Here is a 15,600-nt window from a genome sequence, read left to right as displayed (position 1 = left end):
GGCCACTGCCCGTTTCGCGAGGTATCTCTATGCAGTCCCTGAGACGTATCTGGGAGCACCTGGAGGAGGGCCTGATTGCCCTGCTGCTGGCGACCATGACCCTGGTGACCTTTGTCTACGTGATGCTCAACAACATCTACACCCTGTTCTTCGCCCTGGCCGACAAATGGGCCGCCAGCAGCGCCTTCTTCAACGCTCTGGGCGACGCCACCATGGGCCTGGCCCAGGACATGACCTGGAGCGTGGCCCTGACCAAGGCGATGTTCGGCTGGCTGATCTTCTTCGGCATCTCCTATGGTGTGCGCACCGCCGGGCACCTGGGGGTGGACGCCCTGGTGCGCCTGACCCCGCGCCCGGTGCAGCGCTACCTGGCGTTGCTCGCCTGCCTGTGCTGCCTGGTGTACGCCGGGCTGTTCATGGTCGCCAGCTTCAAGTGGCTGAGCGCGATCATGGCCGCCCATATCGGCGCCGAAGACCTGGACCGCTTCGGCATCCAGGTCAGCCATATCGTGGTGATCGTGCCCATCGGCTTCGCCCTGGTGCTGATCCGCTACCTGGAAATCTTCTACCGCATCTTCACCCGACGGCAGTTCGGCCTGGGCCTGGCCGACGAGGCGGGCGAGGCCAGCAAGCTGGCGGGCAGCCATGAGGAGCGTCACTGATGGCCGTGCTCTGTCTGTTTCTGCTGCTGTTCGTGTTCATGTTCCTCGGCGTGCCCATCGCCATTGCCCTGGGCCTGTCGGGGGCGGTGTCGATCCTGATGTTCAGCCAGGACTCCCTGAGCTCCCTGGCGATCAAGCTGTTCGAGACCTCCGACGCCTATACCTTCCTGGCGATTCCGTTCTTCCTCTTGTCCGGGGCCTTCATGACCACCGGCGGCGTGGCCCAGCGCCTGATCGACTTCGCCAACGCCTGCGTCGGCCACATCCGTGGCGGCCTGGCCATTGCCGCGGTGCTGGCCTGCATGCTGTTCGCCGCGCTGTCCGGTTCCTCGCCGGCCACCGTGGCGGCGGTGGGCTCGATTGCCGTGGCGGGCATGGTGCGCTCCGGCTATCCCAAGGAATTCGGCGCCGGGATCATCTGTAACGCCGGGACCCTGGGCATCCTGATTCCGCCGTCGATCGTCATGGTGGTGTACTCGGCGGCCACCGAGACTTCGGTGGGCAAGCTGTTCATGGCCGGCGTGGTGCCCGGGTTGCTGCTGGGCCTGCTGCTGATGGTGGCGATCTACATCGTGGCCCGGGTGAAAAAGCTGCCGGCCCAGCCACGGGCCACCTTTGGCCAGTGGCTGAGTGCTGCGCGCCGGGCGTTCTGGGGCCTGTTGTTGCTGGTGATCATCCTTGGCGGCATCTACAGCGGCATGTTCACGCCCACTGAGGCGGCGGCGGTGGCGGCGGTGTACTCGGCCTTCGTCGCCCTGTTCGTGTACCGCGACATGAAGCTGCGGGACTGCCCCAAGGTGCTGCTGGAGTCGGGCCGGCTGTCGATCATGCTGATGTTCATCATCGCCAACGCCATGCTCTTCGCCCATGTGCTGACCACCGAACAGATCCCCCAGGAAATCACCGCCTGGGTGATTTCCGAAGGCCTGACGCCGATCGGTTTCCTGCTGATGGTCAACGTGGTGCTGCTGGTAGCGGGCAGCTTCATGGAGCCCTCGGCGATCGTGTTGATCCTGGCGCCGATCTTCTTCCCGATTGCCATGAAGCTGGGGATCGACCCGATTCACCTGGGCATCGTCATGGTGGTCAACATGGAGATCGGCCTGGTGCACCCGCCGGTGGGCCTGAACCTGTTCGTGACCTCGGCGGTGACCGGCCTGACCCTGGGCCAGACCATCCGCGCGGCGATGCCGTGGCTGATGATCCTGCTGCTGTTCCTGATCCTGGTGACTTACGTGCCGCTGATCTCCCTGGCCTTGCCCAACTGGCTGGGCATGTAGCGCCCCCATCGCTGGCAAGCCAGCTCCTACAGGCGCGCATAACCCCGCAGGAGCCGGCCTGCCGCGAACCGCGCAGCGGCCAGTCCGCACCGGGTCAAGTGCGCGGTGTTCAGGCCGTCGGCACGCGCCACAGGTACCAGGCAGCAGTGGTGCGCCAGGGGCTCCAGGCCTGGCCGATCTGGCGCAGCTGCCGGGGGCTGGGCTGTTTCTCCAGGTCTTTCAGGCGGCGATAACCTTCGCGCACGCCAAAGTCATCCACGGGCAGTATGTCCTCGCGCTCAAGGCTGTAGATCAGCAGCATCTCCACGGTCCAGCGGCCAATGCCGGGCAGCTGGATCAGGCGCTCTATCAACTGTTCGTCATCCAGGCCGCGGGCGCTGGCGGCATCGGGGACGCGGCCGTCCAGGGTGGCCTGGGCGATGCCCTGCAGGGTCGCTACCTTGCGTGCGGAAAAGCCGCAGCCGCGCAGGCTCTCCAGGCTGGCATCGGCCAGTTGCCCGGGCGTAGGGAAGTCCTGCCCGGGAAACAAAGCGCGCAGGCGGCCGAGTATCGCGTCGCCCGCGCGGGCATGCAGTTGCTGGTAGGCCACCGCGCGCACCAGCGCCTGATAAGGCTCGCGCTCCGGGCGGGGCTGATGCAGGCAGGGGCCGACGGCGGCGATCAGCGCGGCCCAGTCGGCATCCAGTGCGGCAAGAAAACGAGTGGCAGGGCAGGTGGGCATTGGTGATCCGGAACAAGTGGCGGGGCGAGCGGCAGATTAGCCCGCCGCCCCAAGGCTTGCACCCTGTCTCTTGCGCTGGAACTCGCGGCCCGGGCCTTGCACCCGGGCGCAGGGTTTTCAGTCCTTGGCCGCCGATAGGTAGAGCCGCTCCAGCACGTAGTGCAACGAGGCTGCCAGGGTTTGGCCATGGCTGAGTTTTTCAAAACTTTGGTAGTCCAGGGCCAACCCCGGCACCTGGGCCAGTTGCGCCTGCAACTGGCGGGCGCGCTGGTCGGCCTCGGGCCCTGCTGGCTGGCGCGGGTTGCCCGGCTCGGCGCCGCCACGCATCAGCAGCAATTGCGCATGATGGCCCTGCAGGCGCTCGGCCAGGCCCTGGGCCTGGGGCAGGATCAGGCCGTCGCCCCACCACAGCGAAGGGCTCGCGGCAGCGTAGTGGCGAAACGCCTGGGGCTGGCTGAACAGCGCCTGCAGCACCAGCAGGCCGCCATAGGAGTGGCCCCACAGGGTCTGTTGCGCGGTATCTATCGGTGCCTGGGCCGCCACGGCCGGGCGCATGCGTTCGCGCAGCAGTTGCAGGAAGGCTTGCGCGCCGCCGCTGGGTTGCCCGGTCAGCGGGTCTTGCTGCTGCGCCTGGCCCGGTTGCTGCGGGGTGTAGTCATAGGTGCGGGCGTTGCGCTCGATACGCAGCGGGGTCTGGTAACCCACTGCCACCAGCAGCGGCGCCTGGCCCGGGTCCAGGCGCTTGAGCTGCTCGGGGTCGAGGGCGCCGATGGCGGCGTTGCCATCGAGCATCCACAGCACCGGGTAGCCCTGTGGCGGCGGCGCCTGCAACGGCTTGCCGATCCACAGTTGGTAGTGCCGCTGGCCATCGGCGGAATCCAGTTGCAGGCTAGTGAAGCGGTAGGGCAGGTCCTGGCGTTGCAGCAGGCTGCGGTCCATGGGCTGGTCCGGGGCGGGGGCGGCCAGGGCCGCTCCCGCAAGGCCCCAGGCCAGGGCCAGGGGCAGGAAAAAAGTTCTCATCAGGCGTTCTCGGCAGGCTCTTGGTGATGGCTCTTGGTAATGGCTCAGAACGAAGCGGTCAGGCTGGTGTACAGGGTGCGCCCGGGTTCGTTGTAGGTGGCGGCGCCGGCCCCGGCAATATTGTTCACGCCCTGGGCATTGCCTTCACGGAACAGGCGTTTGTCGAACAGGTTGTCGACCCCGGCGGTCAGGCTCAGGTTGCGGGTCAGGGCGTAGGTGCCGCTGACCCCGGCAATGGCGTACGGCGCCAGTTGCTGGGTGGCGCTGCCGGTGACGCGGTCGCCGTGGTAGTCGTATTTCTTCGGCGTCTGCTGGCCGTACCAGGCCACGGTCGCCTGCAGCGACAGGTCCTGGGTGGCCTGCCAGTCGAGTATCGAGTTGAGGGTGTAGCGCGGGGTCACCGAGAGGTAGTCGCCGGTTTCCTTGTTCTTCGATTGCAGCATGTAGGTGAAGTTGTTGTTCCAGGTCAGCTGGCTGGCCAACGGAATGGTCAGGGTGCCTTCCAGGCCTTCCACCAGGGCCTTGGGCACGTTTTCCCACTGGTAGATCGCCGAGTTGCGGTAAGCGCCGCTGCCGCCGCTGGCACGACTCACCGGCGCCAGGCCGGATTCCACCTTGTTCTTGTAGTCGTTGCGGAAGTAGGTCAGCCCGGCCACCCAGCCGTCGGCCTTGTATTCCAGGCCCAGTTCCTTGTTGACGCTGGTTTCCGCCTTGAGCTTGTCGTTGCCCTGCAAGTAGCAGCTGGTGCTCTGGCCGTAGCAGCCCTGGCCGCGGCTGTAGAGCAGGTAGTCGGAGTTGAGCTGGTACAGGTTCGGCGCCTTGTAGGCGCGGGCGATGCCGGCCTTGAGGGTCAGGGTGTCGCTCAGGGCGTGGGACAAGTTGAGCGATGGGCTCCAGTTGTCGCCGACGATGCTGTGGTGGTCCAGGCGCAGGCCCGGGGTGAGCATGGTGCCCGGCTGCAGTTCGATGTTGTCTTCGGCGAACAGCGAGAAGATCTGCGCGCTGGACTGGGTGCTGCGGTTGCTTGAGCTCAGGCCGCCCACGGCGCCGCCTTCGCTGGTGCTTTGGGTGTTGGCGCTGGGGTCGTCGAGCTTCTGCTGGGACCATTCGCTGCCCAGGGTCAGGGTCTGCTCGAAGCCGGCACGCAGGGGCAGGTTGACCTCGCCATGGGCGGTCAGGTCGCGCAGCACCGCGGTGTAGAACTCACTGTTGCTGAAGATGCCTTCGGTGCCGCCGGCCAGGCCTTCGTTGATCCGCGTGTTGCGGGTCTTTTCGTATTGCAGGTAGGCCATGGAACTGCCGAAGTCCCATTCGCCGCGATGGGTCAGGGCATAGGTTTCGCGGTAGCTGCGGTTGGTCTCGTGGCCCAGCAGGTTCTGCACATTCTTGTTGCTGTTGGTGTTCTGGGTATCGCCGGTGTAGATGTTGCCCTGGCGGCTGAAGCCGGCTTCGAAGTCCAGGCTCTGGTCTGGAGTCATGCGCCAGCTCAAGAGGCCGTTGAGGTCCTTGTTGCGTACGCCTTCGCGGCCGGCGGGCAGGGTGCCGACCTGGTTGCCGGTGCGCAGGGATTCATGGCCGGCGTTGATGTCGGCGTCGTCGGAATCGGTCTTGGCCACGTTGCCATACACCCGGTAGCTCAAGGTGTCGGTGAGCGGGCCGTTAAGGCCGAAGCTCATACGCTGGGTGGCGCCTTCGTCCTTGTGGGTCGGGAACGAGCTGTAGAGCGTGGCGTTGCCGTGGGTCTGGCTGCCGGCCTGTTTGGTGATGATGTTGATCACCCCGCCAGCGGCGCCGTTGCCGTAGCGGGCCGCCGCCGGGCCGCGGATCACTTCGATGCGTTCGACCTGGTCGGCCGGTACCCAGTTGGTGTCGCCGCGGCTGTCACGCTCGCCGCGCCAGCCGTAGCGCACCGAGTTGCGGCTGCCCACCGGCTTGCCGTCCACCAGGATCAGGGTGTTTTCCGGGCCCATGCCGCGGATGTCGATCTGCCGGTTACTGCCGCGCTGGCCGCTGGTGGAGTTACCAGTGAGGTTGACCCCGGGCATGGTGCGGATGATCTGCGACAGGTCGTTGGCCGGCGGGCGCTTCTGGATGTCCTCGGCGGTGATTACCGAGACCCCGGGGGCCTGCTTGGTTTCTTCCTTGGCGGTGGCCACTACGCTCTGCGGTTCCAGTTCCAGGACCGGCTGGGTCGAGCCTTCGTTGGCGGCCTGCACGGCCTGGCTGAGCAGGCAGCAGCCGGACAGCAGGAAAGGGGCGAAAGGACGCATCGAGCGCATGGACATCGGTGATCTCCGGACAGAAGCAGAAACAGGAAGATCACGAATGATAATGACTGCTATTTGCGAGTAAAGCGCATTAACTTTCTAAACACTTCCAGGCCTGTTTTGCACGCAGGCGCTGTTGCTGCCGGGCCTAGGCGGCGGGCAGCAGCAGGTGCATGCACAGCCCGGGGTGGCCGTTGCTGGCCCAGATCCGCCCCTGATGCAGCTCCACGGCGCGCCGGGCAATGGCCAGGCCCAGGCCGAAGCCGTCGCCCTGGGCCGAGTCCAGGCGCTGGTAGGGTTGGAAGATGCGTTGCAGGTCCTGTTCGGCGACCCCTGGTCCCTGGTCTTCCAGGCACAGGTGCCAATAGGCGCCTTCGCGCCAGCCGCGCAGGCTCACCCGGCCGCCGGCGGGGGAGTAGCGGATGGCGTTGCGCAGCAGGTTCTCCAGGGCCTGGGCGATGCTGTCCAGGTGCACCTGGACCCGACACTCGGCGTCCAGCAGGCAGGGCAGGCGCTCGACTGGCCAGCTGCTTTCGAAGCAGGCGTCCTGGCGCAGGGCTTCCCAGATCGACAGCACCTGCACCGCTTCGGTGGGCAGTTGCGGGCGCTCGGTGTCGAGCCAGGCCAGGTCCAGGGTGTCTTCCAGCAGGCGCTGCATGTCGGCGATTTCCCGGTCCAGGCGCTGGCGCAACTGCTCCGGCGGCAACCGGCTGTCATGGGCGATGCGCAACCGCGCCAGGGGCGTGCGCAGCTCATGGGACAGCGTGCGCAGCAGCAGGCGCTGCTGGGCCAGGCTCTGGCGCAGGCGCTCGGCCATGTGCTCGAAGGCCAGGGCCAGTTCCCCCAGTTCGTCGTGGCGGTTCACCAGGGGCGTGCCCAGGCCCTGGCTTTCCAGGTCGTCGGCGCGCAAGGCATCGGCGCGGTCGCGCAGGCGGTTCAACGGCAGCACCAGGTGGCGGTAGAGCAACAGGCCGAGCAGGGCGGCCAGCAGGGTCGGCACCACGCCATGGCTGAGCACGTGGGTCCAGGGCGTCAGGCCACTGGGCAGCAGGCGCTCGGGCAGTTGCAGCACCAGCCGGCCTTGCTCCGGGTGCTCGGGGAATTCGATGCTGACGTAGGGCAACTCGTCCTGCAGGCGCCGGCTCATGGGCCAGTCGAGCTTGCGCATGAAGGTCAGGTGGCTGGCTTCCTCGGCGGTCAGCGGCGTGCTGCCCAGGCTCTGCAGGCGATCGCCGATCACCGCGACCCAGGTGTCTTCCCGGGTTGCCAGTTGTTGCTGGAACTCATCGACCGCGGCCACTCCGCCCTGGCGCCAGGCGTGCTCGGCCTGCTGGGCGTAGCTGGCCAGGTACTGGCGGTCGGCGGGGTCGAGAAAATAGGTGCTGCGCTCGGCCGACAGGCCCCAGGTCCAGATGATCCAGGTCAGCAGCAGGCAGAAGCCGATCTGCAACAGCGCCAGTTTCCACAGCAGGGGGTGACGGCGCATCAGTGGCGTTCCGCTTCCACCAGGATGTAGCCCGCGCCGCGCACCGCCTGGATCTGCAGGTGCTGCACCCCGAGCTCCGCGAGTTTGCGCCGCAGGTTGCACACATGCACATCCAGGCCGCGATCGAGCCTCGTGTAGATGCGGTGCAGCACGTGCTGATAGAGAAACGGCTTGCTCAGGGTTTCCCCGGGGTGCTCGCGCAGGGTCACCAGCAACCGGTATTCGGAGCCGGTGAGACCCGCTGCGCGCCCCTGATGCAGCACGTCCTGGGCCTGTTCGTCGAAGTCGAGGTGCGGGTCCTGGCGCGTGGCCTGCTGTTGTTGCACCCGGGCCATGCGCCGCAGCAGGGCGTCGGCGCGGGCGTCCAGTTCGGCCAGGCTGAAGGGCTTGGGCAGGTAGTCGTCGGCGCCTCGGGTAAAGCCGGTGATGCGGTCCTGCTCGGCGCCCAGGGCCGACATCAGCATCACTGGCGTGCCCTGTTCCTGGCGCAGGGTTTCCAGCAGGGCCAGGCCGTCCATGCCCGGCAGCATGATGTCCAGCAGCACCAGGTCGAAGTGGCCGGCGCGCACCGCGGCCAGCCCCTGGCGCCCGTCGGTGCAGGTGGTGACGGTAAAGCCGCGCTGGCGGAAATGCAGGTCCAGGTCGTCGCGCAGTCGGGCGTCGTCTTCCACGAGGAGCAGGTTGGGGGTCATGGGGCAGAGCACTTGAATGGAAATATTTAATGAGAACGTTTTACATTTGCGAATATTGCAGCAATGCCCCTGGCTATGCAATTGCCATGATGGGCGGGCATGACCGGGATCAACTGAACAAGAAGTTGAATATTCAACAAGGTGTTGATATTTTTCCTGGCCGTTCACCTTGGTAGTCACCCATGAACCGATCTTGCGCTTCCCTGCTTGCCGAACGTCAGCTGGTGCTGCAGGTGCTGCACAGCACTTTGCAGATGCTGGGCAGTGTGGTCGGCCGGCATGTGGAGATTGTCCTGCATGACCTTGACCGTCCCGAGTGCTCGATCGTCGCCATCGCCAATGGTCATGTCACCGGGCGCCGGGTAGGTGACCCGGTGCTGGTCGGGCCGCGCCAGGACCTGGGTTTTGCCGCGGTGCGACGCGCCCTGCAAGACCGCTCCGCGGCGACCCCGCTGGTGCTGGAGAACTACCCGACCCTGGCCCCCGACGGCCGCGAGTTGCGCAGTTCCACTGTGATCTTTCGCGACAGCAGCGGGCAGCCCTTCGCCAGCCTGTGCAGCAACAGCGACCTGAGCGGCATCGCCGCCGCTCATGCCTGCCTCGGGCAATTGCTGGGCCTGGGCAGCGCGCCTGCGCCGCGCCGCGACGAAGCCCCCGACATGGAACAGTTGCTGGCCCAGATCATCCAGGGCGCCTGCCCGGGAAACGGGGCGCGCATGAGCAAGCCACACAAGCTCGACGCCGTGCGCCAGATGCAGGAGCGCGGGGTGTTCATCGTCAAGGGCGGGATCGAAAAGGCCGCCGCGGCCCTGGGGGTGACCCGCTACACCATCTACAACTACCTGGAACAGATCCGCGCCCAAGGCGCCGAGGAATGACCGCGATGCAGCTCGATATCTATCAAGTAGATGCCTTTACCTCCCACGTCTTCGGTGGCAACCCGGCGGCGGTGTGCCCCCTGGATGCCTGGTTGCCGGACGAGGTCCTGCAGCGCATCGCCCTGGAGAACAACCTGTCGGAAACCGCCTATTTCGTGCCCCGGGGCGAAGTCTTCGAACTGCGCTGGTTCACCCCCACGGTGGAAGTGGACCTGTGCGGGCACGCCACCCTGGCGGCGGCCTGGGTGCTGTTCGAGCAGTTGGGCGAGCGCCGCGACGTGCTGCGCTTTGCCACCCGCAGCGGCGAGTTGCGGGTGAGCCGCGAGGGCGGCCTGCTGTCCATGGACTTTCCCGCCAAGCAGCCCGAAGCCGCGGCGATTCCTGCGGCCCTGCTGCAAGCCCTGGGGTTGCCGGCGGCCGCGGCCCTGTACCGCACCGACGATTACCTGCTGGTGGTGGACGACGAAGCTCTGGTGGAGGCGCTCAAGCCCGATTTCGCCGCACTGGCCGCCTTCGATGTGCGCGGCATCGCCGTGACGGCGCCGTCTCGGGCATTCGATTTCGTCTCGCGCTGGTTCGGCCCGCGGGTCGGGGTCAATGAAGACCCGGTCACCGGTTCCGCCCATACCTCCCTGGCGCCTTACTGGGCCGCGCGCCTGGGCAAGCGTCAGTTGCGGGCGCAGCAGGGCGGGGCGCGCAAGGGCCAGCTGCAGTGCCAGGTGCTGGACAACGGGCGGGTAATCATCAGCGGCTACGGCGCCTTGTACCTCAAGGGCAGTATTTTCCTCTGAACCGGCTGCGGCGCCGCTCTGCCATGCAGGCCTGGTGCCTGCAGGCGGATTTGTCTCGGCAGTGCCGGCGGGAGTAGAGTCGCGTTTTTTTCGCCTGCTCAGGATGCTCCAGACCATGCAACGGACGCGCACCTTGCCCCGCCTTTCCACCTCAGCGCTGTTGGCCTTGCTCCTGGGTTTGAGTGCCGGCGCTGCCCAGGCAGCGAGCCTCAGCCAGAGCCTGCTGGAGTGCCAGCCGAGCTTTTTCAAGGCCCTGTATCAGCAGCGCGCCGAGCTCGGACAGGTGGTGAAACTGGCGGAGAATCAGCGCCAGGGCATCGCCTGGATTCCGGTGGCGGAGCGCCGCGACAGCGCCTCCGCGCTAATGGCGTTTTCCCGGCCGCTGCTGGATCAGGGCCTGCCCCTGACCGCCTACTACGACCGTCAGTTCGACCTGGGCGAGCAGGGCACCTTTCACTTCTGGGGCTTTGAAATCGATGCCAGCCGCGAGGCCGTCATGGCCGCGCTGCCCCAGGCCGGTTGGCAGGAGACTGGCGAATACTTCGTCTCCCGGCCGCAGATCAAACTCAACGCCGCGACCCCCTGGCAGGACAACCCGGCCGCCGCTTCGGGCATCGCCCCGGCGCCGGGCTCCGCGGAAAAGATCCTCATGCTCAGCCAAGAAGACGGCAAGACCCGTTTGCTCTGCTCGCTGCAGGGCACTGTCGATCAGCCATTGCTGGAGCAGGAGCGGCCGGACCTGGCCCAGGGAGCGGGCCGATGAACAAGCTGTTGAGCTTGAGCGCGGCGCTTTTGCTCGCCGGTTGCGCGCATTCGGGTACCCCCGGGGAGGCCCCGGCGCCGCAGCGTCCGGACGGCATGTTCAAGGTGCTGGAAAGCCCGGAACTGGCCACCTACTTTGCCGCCAACTCGCTGGCCCTCTACCAGAACAACCCGAACCTGCGGCAGTTCTATCTGGTCAACAACTACGCCAAGCCTGCTGCGCTGGGCGGTGGCAAGCCGCCGATCTACAGCTCCCGCGCGACCCGGGTGATCAACTGCGAGAAGGATGAGTCGGCGCAGTTCGGCCGGGTGTACTTCTCCGAGCCCTTCGCCCAGGGCGTGGAGGTCATGCGCAAGGAAGATCTTGCGCAATGGGCCGCCTTTCCCCGTCAATCGTTGATCGGGGAGCTGCGCAACATGGCCTGCGCGGTCGATCCGACCCGGCTCAAGCTGGCTCCGGCACCGAGTCGGTGAGCGGTGTCAGCCGGGCCTGTTGTTCAGCCCGGCCAGGCCATGATCAGCATGGGCGGTGGCCTGCCTGATTGAAGCGCGCGCCGCACGCCGCCCAGGCGGCGTTCTGTCCAACTGTTGAGCACCAAGGAAGTTTCGATGCTGGAAAGCAACCGCACCATCACCCTCTCTGGCGAGCAGGCGCTGCAGGCCCTGGCGGAGCTGGAGTTCGTCTTGATCTCGTTGCACAAGATGGGCGCCTACTACATGGATAAACCCGTGGCCGACTACCAGCGCGCCACCACCGATTTCATCGATAACCAGCAGGTCACCCAGCGCCTGGCCCAGGTGCGCAGGATTCTCAGCGAACCCTTCGACCGTACCCTGGGGGAGGACGACATGGACGACATCGAGCGCCATGTGGAGGGGCTCGAACTGTGGCGCCCCGAGTAGCAGGGCGAGGGCTGCCCGCCGATTTATCAAGGAACCTGCCATGTCCAGAATAAGCATCGCCGCCGCGACTCCCACCACTGACCTGGCGCTGGTCAAGTTTCTCCATCAACGCCTGGGCCTGTCCCTGCGCATTGCCCAGGGCTATCTGCGCCGTGGCGCCGAGGGTTTCTTCTACAGCGCCAAGCTGTTTCACAACGACCATGTAGAGCGCGAGCAGGAACTGCGCGACATCCTCGCCTTCTGCAACAACGCCCAGGTGCCGCTGCTGATTGTCGAAAGCGACCCCGATGAGGAGTGGAACGGCGTTGCGCCCGAAGCGCTGGAGGACTGCGCGATGCCCCAGGAGCACTTGTTCAATCTGCTCCAGGCCTATGAAGAGGACTATCAATAAGGCCCGCGAGCGGGCCTGTAGCGCCCAACCGAATGCGAGGTTTTCCTAAAGTTCTGGGTGCCGGGGTCGAGACGTTGGTGCTGTTCGTCTTTCAATAAGGATATTTCGTGTTCAGAACCCTGCTCGGGGCCGCCGCCCTCATCGCCACCCTGGCGCTGACCGGCTGTGTCTCCTACAACGTCACCGGCCCGCTGGGCGCGCCGTTGCACCCCGCACCCATCAGCAGCCCGCGCACCGCACAAATCGCCGATGTGCAAGTCACCGCCAGCGGTATCGACGACGCCACGCGCACTGCCATCAGCCGTTCCCTCACGGCCCAGCTGACCCCCTACGTCAAGAGCGCCGGCTACTTCCGCCAGCTCAGCGAATTCCCCACCCGCCTGGGCGAGGAAGACGTGGTGCTGAAATTCAACATGACCTCCCTCAAGGGCCATCGCGCGCCCCATCCGGGCTACCTGCCCGGGGCCTTGCTGACCCTGACCGTGTGGATCTGGGTCAACGGTCCGATCTACGTCGATACCTTCGACCTGGCCGGCGACCTGTCGATCGTCGACCGCAACGGCAAGGAACTGGCCAGTGCCAAGGAGCAGCTCAAGTTCGAGCGCAACGTCGGCCTGTACGGCCGCGAATACTGGGCGCCGACCCAAGGCGCCAAGCAGCTGAACGAACTGGTTGCCAAGTTGCTGGACAACGCCACCGCCCGGTTGGCGCAACACTAAGGAGAGTCCCATGTCGGGTTTCATCAAGTACACCCTGGTGCTCGCGGCGGTGCTGCTGAGCGGCTGCGTTTCCTACTCGCAACACGAACTGAGCGCTGTCGGCACCTGGCCGCCGGTGGCACAGACCGCCGAGCAAAAGCCCAGCGCCTTTGTCCGCACCACCGCCATGTACCAGGTCAACGGCGGCCCGGCCAATGCCGCTGCCGGCGCTCCGGCGGCCGCCTGGGAAACCGTGGTGGCCGATGCCTTCCGCCAGTCCGGGCGCTTTGCCCGGGTTAGCACCGACAAGGTCGAGTCGGACCTGTACGCCGAAGCCACCCTGTACAACAACGAACAGTTCAGCATGGCCTCGGCCATCATCACCGGCGCCACCTTCTTCATCATCCCGTCCACGGCGAAAAACACCTTCACCCTGGAGACGGTGTTCAAGGACAAGGACGGCAAGGAACTGGGGCGGATTCGCAAGAGCGAGTCGGTGCGTACCTGGATGCAACTGCTGCTGATCGTGGCGATTCCTTTCCAGGCGGATACCCGCGACGTGGTCCAGCAACTGGCCCGCAGCACCCTGGATGAAGCGGTGCAACGCCAGTTGCTGTAACCCCCGCGCAGCACCTAATGGCAGGTATGAAAACGCCGCTGGCCCGGGTAGGGCCAGCGGCGTTTCTTATGGGGCGGGTGCGGCCCTGGCGGGAGGTCAGCGTTGGGTCAGCCAGTAGTCGTGCAGCGCCCGCGCCGCCGGTTCGATGGCCGCCACTTGCTGGCGATGCTGCTCCAGATCCAGGTCGGCCGGCAGTTCGAAGTTGTCCTGTTCGGCACAGTCGATAATCGTCTGCAACAGGCCGGTCTGTGGTGCCGGCATCTGCGGCCAGTTGCCCACGGCCACGCCACGGAGGTAGCCAAAGCACCATTCTTCGGCCAGCAACAGGTCCTGGCCCTGGTGTTCGGTGGTTTCGAAACGTGCATGGAAACCCTGGGCATCACTGGCCAGTTGTTCGGCCAGGGTGTTGATGTGGCGCACGCACAGGTCGATGAACTGCCGGCACTCTTGCGGGGTTTCCCAATTGGGGTTCTCGCCGCCCCAGATCGCCGGGAACCATTCGGCGATATCCACCTGGGTCGGGCACGACACCAGCGCGGTGAAATAGCCGTCCAGCTCGCAGGGGTTGAGTACCGAGTGGTCGTCGCCGTACTTGAGCAGGGTGTCTTCGAGGGTTTCGAAGTCGGCGGCGTTCAATGGGGTGTTTTGCATGAGAGAAGTCCTGGAAAAAGCAGCGGCAAGTTTCCGGGTTCAGGCCCCGGGCTGCAAGCCTTGAACGGTATGGGCGGCGCTTGAGTGCGCGGCCCTCAGGTGCCGCGCAACAGGTCCTGGGAGTCCAGCAGGCGGTAGGCGATTTCCGGGCGCTGCTCCATGGCCCGGCGGATGGCGGCCGGGATCGATTGCCGGGTCTTGCGGCACAGGCCGGGCAACTCGCCCAGGGAAATGGTGATGCCGCGCATGCTGCGGACCACGTTGTCACTGGGGCTGATGTGGACGCGGATGCCCAGTTGTTCGTACATCCGCCGCTGCATGTGTTCCAGGTCCGCCAGGTCCTTGAGGTTTTCCAGGCGTTCGAGCAGGCGCTTTTCCTCCTGGCGCGTCAGATTGAGGATGCGCAGGTCGGCTCCGGGGGTGTCCAGCAACTGCTCGCGCTCGCAAATGCAGGCGCCGGGCGGACAGGGTTGGCGGATCGCGGGGCTGGGGTTCATGGTGATCCATCATAGCGATCCCGTAGCCGCTGTCAGAGAAAATTCTGTGCCCGGTGGCATCTGCCTCTAGGGCCCCTTGGATCAGGCGATGCGAACGGTGCAAGGCTGCGGTTGCCGTCCGTTCCCGCTTCACCGCCAGCACTGGCACCGGTAGGGCCAGGCTGGCCAACGAAGGCCCCTTGAAGAACGCAGCAGGTCATCCCGGAGCGCACCCCGGCGCTGTGATCGAGATCAACCTCCTCCAGCCCCAGGGGGCTTAACCTGCAGGCTCCTTCATCCAGGTTCCGGGAGCCGCCATGGCCAAGCCCTTTCCCCTGCGCCCCAAACACCCCGAGCGGATCTGCTGGGGCTGCGACCGCTACTGCGCGGCCAGTGCCCTGGCCTGCGGCAATGGTTCTGATCGCACCATGCACCCGGCGGAAATGCTCGGGGAGGACTGGTACCTGGACGGCGATTGGGGCATCGAGATGCCCGCCGACAGCGAGCCGGCCCCACAGCAGCAGTCGCGAGGGTCGACCGCCGTTTAAATATTACCCGGGTATTATTGCTTGCCTTATTAATACCCGGGTAATATGCAGCCTCGTTTCCTTGAGGCCATAACCATGTCCGACTCACTTACCCGACCCGTCACTGCGTTTCAGGCCCAGCAGGTGCTGGCGGCCGGCCCGTTGCTGGAGGTCGCGCTGGCGGTCAAGCGTGCCAGCGAAGAGGCGGCGCCGCAGCCGTTGCTGGTGTTCGACGATGCCAGCGGCCGGGTCATCGACCTCGACCTGCGGGGCACCCCGGACGAAGTGTGCCAGCGCCTGGCCGCCACGCCGGCGCCGGGCAACGGGCGCTATCGCCCGCGCCCGCCTGCTGCTGCGCCGGTCGAGGGCGAAGAGGCTGCGCCCCGGGGGCGGGGGCGACCCAAGCTGGGGGTCATCGCCCGGGAAGTGACCCTGTTGCCGCGCCAGTGGGACTGGCTGGCCGAGCAGCCCGGTGGCGCCTCGGCGGTGCTGCGCCGGCTGGTGGACGAAGCCCGGCGCCATGGCGCCGAACCGCAGCGCCAGCGGGCCGCGCAAGAGGCGGCCTACCAGTTCATGCTGGCCATGGGCGGCGATCTTCCCGGTTATGAAGAAGCCACCCGAGCGCTGTTCGCCGCGGACCTGGCGCGCCTGCAACAGTGCATCGAGGACTGGCCGCAGGACATCCGTGCCTATGCCTTGCGCCTGGCCGGGGCGTAATCGCGGGGGCTGGCTTGTGTCCCGGGGCCCAGGCGTTTTATGTTCCTTGTCGGTCAACA

19 protein-coding genes are annotated in these 15,600 nt (G+C 66.1%); 12 read left to right on the top strand and 7 right to left on the bottom strand.

Annotation, left to right across the window (positions count from 1 at the left end; translation table 11 throughout):
• Positions 1 to 29 precede the first annotated feature (29 nt).
• Together ABCR88_RS17820 and dctM are read left to right on the top strand one after the other, a co-directional pair.
• Complete coding sequence (locus tag ABCR88_RS17820) at positions 30 to 662, top strand: TRAP transporter small permease (RefSeq protein ID WP_011060955.1); 633 nt, start codon at positions 30 to 32, stop codon at positions 660 to 662.
• Positions 662 to 1,942, top strand: coding sequence for a C4-dicarboxylate TRAP transporter large permease protein DctM (dctM, locus tag ABCR88_RS17815; RefSeq protein WP_011060956.1), 1,281 nt, complete (start codon positions 662 to 664; stop codon positions 1,940 to 1,942). Before ABCR88_RS17820 ends, dctM begins: the two co-directional genes overlap by 1 nt.
• A gap of 109 nt (positions 1,943 to 2,051) precedes the next feature.
• On the opposite strand, the gene ABCR88_RS17810 is transcribed toward dctM, so the two are convergent.
• The 5 genes from ABCR88_RS17810 to ABCR88_RS17790 all read right to left on the bottom strand — a co-directional run bounded on the left by ABCR88_RS17810 (position 2,052) and on the right by ABCR88_RS17790 (position 8,128).
• Positions 2,052 to 2,663, bottom strand: a complete 612-nt coding sequence (locus ABCR88_RS17810) for a DNA-3-methyladenine glycosylase (RefSeq protein ID WP_015635362.1) — start codon at positions 2,661 to 2,663, stop codon at positions 2,052 to 2,054.
• 117 nt (positions 2,664 to 2,780) lie between these two features.
• On the bottom strand, positions 2,781 to 3,683 hold the full coding sequence (locus ABCR88_RS17805; RefSeq protein WP_041117809.1) for an alpha/beta hydrolase: 903 nt from the start codon (positions 3,681 to 3,683) through the stop codon (positions 2,781 to 2,783).
• Between the two features lie 44 nt (positions 3,684 to 3,727).
• Positions 3,728 to 5,968, bottom strand: a complete 2,241-nt coding sequence (locus ABCR88_RS17800; protein ID WP_350024026.1) for a TonB-dependent siderophore receptor — start codon at positions 5,966 to 5,968, stop codon at positions 3,728 to 3,730.
• Positions 5,969 to 6,098: 130 nt separating this feature from the next.
• Positions 6,099 to 7,436 (bottom strand): sensor histidine kinase, encoded by a 1,338-nt coding sequence (locus ABCR88_RS17795; RefSeq protein WP_041117811.1) that lies wholly within the window; start codon positions 7,434 to 7,436, stop codon positions 6,099 to 6,101.
• Positions 7,436 to 8,128 (bottom strand): response regulator transcription factor, encoded by a 693-nt coding sequence (locus tag ABCR88_RS17790; protein ID WP_041117812.1) that lies wholly within the window; start codon positions 8,126 to 8,128, stop codon positions 7,436 to 7,438. Before ABCR88_RS17790 ends, ABCR88_RS17795 begins: the two co-directional genes overlap by 1 nt.
• Positions 8,129 to 8,310: 182 nt before the next feature.
• Here ABCR88_RS17790 and ABCR88_RS17785 point away from each other — a divergent pair, with 182 nt between their 5' ends.
• The 8 genes from ABCR88_RS17785 to ABCR88_RS17750 all read left to right on the top strand — a co-directional run bounded on the left by ABCR88_RS17785 (position 8,311) and on the right by ABCR88_RS17750 (position 13,170).
• Complete coding sequence (locus ABCR88_RS17785; protein ID WP_041117814.1) at positions 8,311 to 9,006, top strand: PAS domain-containing protein; 696 nt, start codon at positions 8,311 to 8,313, stop codon at positions 9,004 to 9,006.
• Positions 9,007 to 9,011: 5 nt separating this feature from the next.
• Complete coding sequence (locus ABCR88_RS17780) at positions 9,012 to 9,797, top strand: PhzF family phenazine biosynthesis protein (RefSeq protein ID WP_350024133.1); 786 nt, start codon at positions 9,012 to 9,014, stop codon at positions 9,795 to 9,797.
• 115 nt (positions 9,798 to 9,912) lie between these two features.
• Positions 9,913 to 10,560, top strand: coding sequence for a hypothetical protein (locus tag ABCR88_RS17775; RefSeq protein ID WP_041117815.1), 648 nt, complete (start codon positions 9,913 to 9,915; stop codon positions 10,558 to 10,560).
• Complete coding sequence (locus ABCR88_RS17770; RefSeq protein WP_041117818.1) at positions 10,557 to 11,033, top strand: surface-adhesin E family protein; 477 nt, start codon at positions 10,557 to 10,559, stop codon at positions 11,031 to 11,033. Before ABCR88_RS17775 ends, ABCR88_RS17770 begins: the two co-directional genes overlap by 4 nt.
• A gap of 135 nt (positions 11,034 to 11,168) precedes the next feature.
• Positions 11,169 to 11,462: a hypothetical protein gene (locus tag ABCR88_RS17765; protein WP_011060967.1), complete on the top strand. Its 294-nt coding sequence runs from the start codon at positions 11,169 to 11,171 to the stop codon at positions 11,460 to 11,462.
• A gap of 40 nt (positions 11,463 to 11,502) precedes the next feature.
• Positions 11,503 to 11,853 (top strand): hypothetical protein, encoded by a 351-nt coding sequence (locus ABCR88_RS17760; RefSeq protein WP_041117819.1) that lies wholly within the window; start codon positions 11,503 to 11,505, stop codon positions 11,851 to 11,853.
• Positions 11,854 to 11,960: 107 nt separating this feature from the next.
• Entirely contained in the window at positions 11,961 to 12,572 is a 612-nt protein-coding gene (locus ABCR88_RS17755) for a hypothetical protein (protein ID WP_041117820.1), read from the top strand.
• Positions 12,573 to 12,582: 10 nt separating this feature from the next.
• Positions 12,583 to 13,170 (top strand): hypothetical protein, encoded by a 588-nt coding sequence (locus ABCR88_RS17750; protein ID WP_041117821.1) that lies wholly within the window; start codon positions 12,583 to 12,585, stop codon positions 13,168 to 13,170.
• A gap of 96 nt (positions 13,171 to 13,266) precedes the next feature.
• Here ABCR88_RS17750 and ABCR88_RS17745 read toward each other — a convergent pair whose 3' ends face one another.
• On the bottom strand, positions 13,267 to 13,821 hold the full coding sequence (locus ABCR88_RS17745) for a UPF0149 family protein (RefSeq protein ID WP_041117823.1): 555 nt from the start codon (positions 13,819 to 13,821) through the stop codon (positions 13,267 to 13,269).
• A 95-nt stretch (positions 13,822 to 13,916) separates the two neighbouring features.
• A complete protein-coding gene (locus tag ABCR88_RS17740) occupies positions 13,917 to 14,318 on the bottom strand; it encodes a hypothetical protein (RefSeq protein ID WP_041117826.1) in 402 nt (133 codons plus the stop codon).
• A gap of 296 nt (positions 14,319 to 14,614) precedes the next feature.
• Between ABCR88_RS17740 and ABCR88_RS17735 the strand changes: the two genes are divergently transcribed.
• Together ABCR88_RS17735 and ABCR88_RS17730 are read left to right on the top strand one after the other, a co-directional pair.
• Positions 14,615 to 14,845: a DUF3079 domain-containing protein gene (locus ABCR88_RS17735; protein ID WP_041117828.1), complete on the top strand. Its 231-nt coding sequence runs from the start codon at positions 14,615 to 14,617 to the stop codon at positions 14,843 to 14,845.
• Positions 14,846 to 14,890: 45 nt separating this feature from the next.
• Positions 14,891 to 15,541: a DUF2239 family protein gene (locus ABCR88_RS17730; RefSeq protein WP_041117830.1), complete on the top strand. Its 651-nt coding sequence runs from the start codon at positions 14,891 to 14,893 to the stop codon at positions 15,539 to 15,541.
• The last annotated feature ends 59 nt before the right edge of the window (positions 15,542 to 15,600 follow it).

This window comes from Pseudomonas sp. W17 (assembly GCF_040268305.1).
In the GTDB taxonomy this organism is placed as follows: Bacteria; Pseudomonadota; Gammaproteobacteria; order Pseudomonadales; family Pseudomonadaceae; genus Aquipseudomonas; species Aquipseudomonas protegens.
This window is presented reverse-complemented; position numbering and strand designations above follow the sequence as displayed.